Source organism: Actinomadura bangladeshensis, assembly GCF_004348335.1.
GTDB lineage: Bacteria > Actinomycetota > Actinomycetes > Streptosporangiales > Streptosporangiaceae > Spirillospora > Spirillospora bangladeshensis.
The window spans coordinates 1-4,002 of the sequence record NZ_SMJW01000430.1 but is presented as its reverse complement, the minus strand read 5'-3'; the positions used below and the strand labels follow the sequence as shown (position 1 = coordinate 4,002).

Here is a 4,002-nt window from a genome sequence, read left to right as displayed (position 1 = left end):
TAAGAGACAGCCTGGCCTTGGCCCGCCACGACGGCGCGGCCGTCCGCGTCACCGGCTCCCGGATCACCGTCGCCGCCCCCGACCGTCCGGGCCTCCTGTGGCGGGCCGCGGGCGTCCTGGCCCTGCACCGCCTGGCCGTGAAGACCGCCCGCACCATCTCGGGGACGGTCGGCGGGCCCTCCGGCCGGGCCGGGGAGACGGCCGTCCTGGACTTCACGGCGGTGCCGGAGTTCGGCGCGCCGCCGGATCCGGCCGGCCTGGAGGCGGACCTGCGGCGCATGCTCGCCGGGCGCCTCGACGTCGCCGACCGCCTGGAGCGGCGGGCGCGGTCGATGCGGACGCGCCCCGGGGCGGCCGCGCCGCCGCCGCGCGTCATGATCATCGAGGACGCCTCGCGGACGGCGGCCGTCATCGAGGTGCGCGCCCACGACCGCCCCGGCCTGCTGTGGCGGATCGGGCAGGCGCTGGGCGCGTGCGGCCTGCAGATCCGCGCCGCCCAGGTCGACACCCTCGGCGCCGAGGCCGTCGACGTCTTCTACGTGGTGGACGGCGAGGGGCGCCCGCTGCGCGACCCGTCCGCCCTCGGCGCCGTCCGGGCGGAGATCGCCGCGGCCCTCCACTGACGTCGCGCTGGTCGGCGCAACCAACAGGGCGACCCGATACGCTGATAGGCGATCCCAGAAGCTTTCCAAGGACGGTCCAGACACGTGTTCGAGACGCTCTCCGACCGGTTGACGACGGTCTTCTCGTCCCTGCGCAGCAAGGGACGGCTGTCCGAGGCCGACATCAACGCGACGGCCCGCGAGATCCGGATCGCGCTCCTCGAGGCCGACGTCGCGCTGCCCGTCGTCAAGGACTTCATCGCGCGGGTCAAGGAGCGGGCCGCCGGCGCGGAGGTCTCCCAGGCGCTGAACCCGGCGCAGCAGGTCGTCAAGATCGTCAACGAGGAGCTCATCGAGATCCTCGGCGGCGAGACCCGCCGGATCCGGCTGGCCAAGACGCCGCCCACCGTGATCATGCTCGCGGGCCTGCAGGGCGCCGGTAAGACCACCCTCGCCGGCAAGCTCGCCCGGTGGCTCCGGCAGGAGGGCCACACCCCGATGCTGGTGGCCGCCGACCTGCAGCGGCCCAACGCCGTCCAGCAGCTCCAGGTGGTCGGCGAGCGGGCCGGGGTGCCGGTGTTCGCGCCCGAGCCGGGCAGCGGCGTCGGCGACCCGGTGGACGTGGCGCGCCGCTCGATCGACCAGGCCCGGCACGCCCAGCACGACGTCGTCGTCATCGACACCGCGGGCCGCCTCGGCGTCGACGCGGAGATGATGCAGCAGGCCATCGACATCCGGGACGCCGTCCGGCCCGACGACATCCTGTTCGTCGTCGACGCCATGGTCGGCCAGGACGCCGTCAACACCGCCCAGGCGTTCATGGACGGCGTCGGCTTCGACGGGGTCGTCCTCACCAAGCTCGACGGCGACGCGCGCGGCGGTGCCGCGCTGTCGGTCCGGCACATCACCGGGCGTCCGATCATGTTCGCCTCGACGGGCGAGAAGCTGGAGGACTTCAGCGTCTTCCACCCGGACCGCATGGCGGGCCGGATCCTCGACATGGGCGACATCCTCACCCTGATCGAGCAGGCCGAGCAGGCGTTCGACGCCGAGCAGGCCGAGAAGATGTCCACCAAGTTCGCCTCGGGCGAGGACTTCACCCTCGAGGACTTCCTCGAGCAGATGATGATGATCCGCAAGCTCGGCCCGATCGGGAACCTGCTCGGGATGATGCCGGGCATGGGGCAGGTCCGCGACCAGATCAGCCAGATCGACGACCGGGACTTGGACCGCATCGCCGCGATCATCCGCTCGATGACCCCGCAGGAGCGCGCCGAGCCGAAGATCATCAACGGCTCGCGGCGGGCCCGCATCGCCAAGGGCTCGGGCGTCGGCGTCGGCGAGGTCAGCAGCCTCGTCACCCGGTTCTTCGACGCGCAGAAGATGATGCGCCAGATGGCCGGCGGCATGGGCCTGCCCGGCATGCCGGGCGGACGCCGCAAGGCCGCGAAGGCGGCCGCCAAGAAGAACAAGAAGGGCAAGCAGCGCAGCGGCGACCCGCGCAAGCGCGCCGCCGGCAAGGACCGGCAGCCCGCCGCCGACGCCGCGCCCCAGGGCCTCCCGCCGGGCCTCGGCGGCGGCCCGGGCGGCCTCCCGCCCGGCCTGGGCGGCCAGCTCCCGCCCGGCTTCCAGATGCCGGACCTCGGCAAACTCCAGGGCCGCAAGAAGAAGTGACCTCGCGACCGCCGCGGCGCCCCCGGCGGGCCCGCGGCGGACCCGGCCGCTCGTCCCGAACCCCCGGCGCCCACCCCTCGGACGGGCTCGGGGACACGGCGGCGTGCGATTGCACCTTTACACCGAACGTCTGGCAGAATGGCAAGCTGGAAACCCGGAATCGCGAGGCGCCCTCTCTCGTCCTGCGCGACCGGAGTCCACTGGACGGCCGTGAGCCGGTGTTCCCCACCTGGCGCGGGTCCGTCCACCCGGTAACGAAATCGGAGTACACCACACCCGTGGCAGTCAAGATCAAGCTCAAGCGCCTGGGGAAGATCCGGAACCCGCAGTACCGGATCGTCGTCGCCGACGCCCGCACCAAGCGGGACGGGCGCGCCATCGAGGAGATCGGCCTCTACCAGCCCAAGCAGGAGCCGTCGCTCATCAAGATCGACTCTGAGCGCGCGCAGTACTGGCTCGGCGTCGGCGCGCAGCCGACCGAGCCCGTGCTGAACCTGCTGAAGATCACCGGCGACTGGCAGAAGTTCAAGGGCGAGCCGGGCGCCGAGGGCACCCTCAAGGTCGCCGAGCCCAAGGCCGACCGGAAGGCCGCCTTCGAGGCCGCCGTCAAGGAGTCCCTGGGCGACGACGAGGCCGCCGGCACCGCCTCCCGCGCCAAGAAGAAGGCCGAGCCGAAGAAGTCCGAGGCCAAGGCCGCTGAGACCGACGAAGCCAAGAGCGAGGGCTGACAGTGCTCGAAGAAGCGCTCGAGCACCTGGTCCGCGGGATCGTGGAGAACCCGGACGACGTCCGGGTCCGCGCCCGCCGGCTCAGGGGCGGCCGGGTCCTGGAGGTGCGCGTGCACCCCGAGGACCTCGGGAAGGTCATCGGCCGCGGCGGCCGCACCGCCAAGGCCCTCCGCACGGTGATCAGCGCCCTCTCCGGAGGCCGCTACGTGCGTGTTGACCTGCTCGACGTCAACGAGGTCCGCTGAGTGGCGTTCCGATGAGCGAACCGCTCGTGGTGGGACGTGTCGGACGGCCCCACGGGGTCCGTGGCGAGGTCACGATCGACGTCCGCACCGACGAGCCGGACACCCGGTTCGCCGTGGGCGCGGAGATCGCCACCGACCCCGGCGCCGCCGGCCCCCTCACCGTCGAGCGGACCCGCTGGCATTCGGGACGCCTGCTCGTGCGCTTCGCCGGGGTCGGCGACCGCGACGCCGCCGAGGCCCTGCGCGGCACGTGGCTCGTCGTCGGCCCCGGTGACATCTCCCCGTCCGCCGACCCGGACGACTTCCACGACCAGGAACTGATCGGCCTCGCCGTGGTCACCGCGGACGGCGCCGCCGTCGGCGAGGTCGCGGACGTCCTGCACCACGGCCAGGACCTGCTGGTCGTGCGCGGCCCCGCCGGGGAGAAGCTCGTGCCCTTCGTGGCCGCGCTCGTCCCCGAGGTGGACGTCCCCGGGGGGCGGCTCGTCATCGACCCGCCCCCCGGCCTGCTCGACGAATCATGAAAATCGACATCGTCACGATCTTCCCCGAGTACTTCGCCCCCCTGGACATCTCCCTCCTGGGCAAGGCCCGCCGCGCCGGCCTCCTGGACGTCCACGTCCACGACCTGCGCACCTGGACCCACGACCGCCACCGCACCGTTGACGACACCCCCTACGGCGGCGGCCCCGGCATGGTGATGAAACCAACCCCCTGGGGCGAAGCCCTGGACACCCTGGTCCCCCCGCTCCC

At 72.9% G+C, this 4,002-nt stretch carries 5 protein-coding genes and 1 pseudogene; all 6 read left to right on the top strand.

Annotated features, from left to right (window positions below):
- Window positions 1-623 (top strand): ACT domain-containing protein (locus E1284_RS39240; protein ID WP_131945205.1); only part of this gene is annotated, 623 nt, incomplete at its 5' end.
- An 84-nt stretch (window positions 624-707) separates the two neighbouring features.
- Window positions 708-2,276, top strand: a complete 1,569-nt coding sequence (gene ffh / locus E1284_RS39235) for a signal recognition particle protein (RefSeq protein ID WP_131945204.1) — start codon at window positions 708-710, stop codon at window positions 2,274-2,276.
- A gap of 278 nt (window positions 2,277-2,554) precedes the next feature.
- Window positions 2,555-3,004 carry a 30S ribosomal protein S16 gene (gene rpsP, locus E1284_RS39230; RefSeq protein ID WP_131945203.1) on the top strand — a complete coding sequence of 150 codons (450 nt, stop codon included), beginning with the start codon at window positions 2,555-2,557 and terminating at the stop codon, window positions 3,002-3,004.
- Between the two features lie 2 nt (window positions 3,005-3,006).
- Window positions 3,007-3,249 (top strand): RNA-binding protein, encoded by a 243-nt coding sequence (locus E1284_RS39225; RefSeq protein WP_131945202.1) that lies wholly within the window; start codon window positions 3,007-3,009, stop codon window positions 3,247-3,249.
- Between the two features lie 11 nt (window positions 3,250-3,260).
- Window positions 3,261-3,773 carry a ribosome maturation factor RimM gene (gene rimM / locus E1284_RS39220; protein WP_131945201.1) on the top strand — a complete coding sequence of 171 codons (513 nt, stop codon included), beginning with the start codon at window positions 3,261-3,263 and terminating at the stop codon, window positions 3,771-3,773.
- Window positions 3,770-4,002: pseudogene (locus tag E1284_RS39215) on the top strand (tRNA (guanosine(37)-N1)-methyltransferase TrmD); the annotation flags it as partial. The gene rimM and the pseudogene E1284_RS39215, both read left to right, overlap by 4 nt.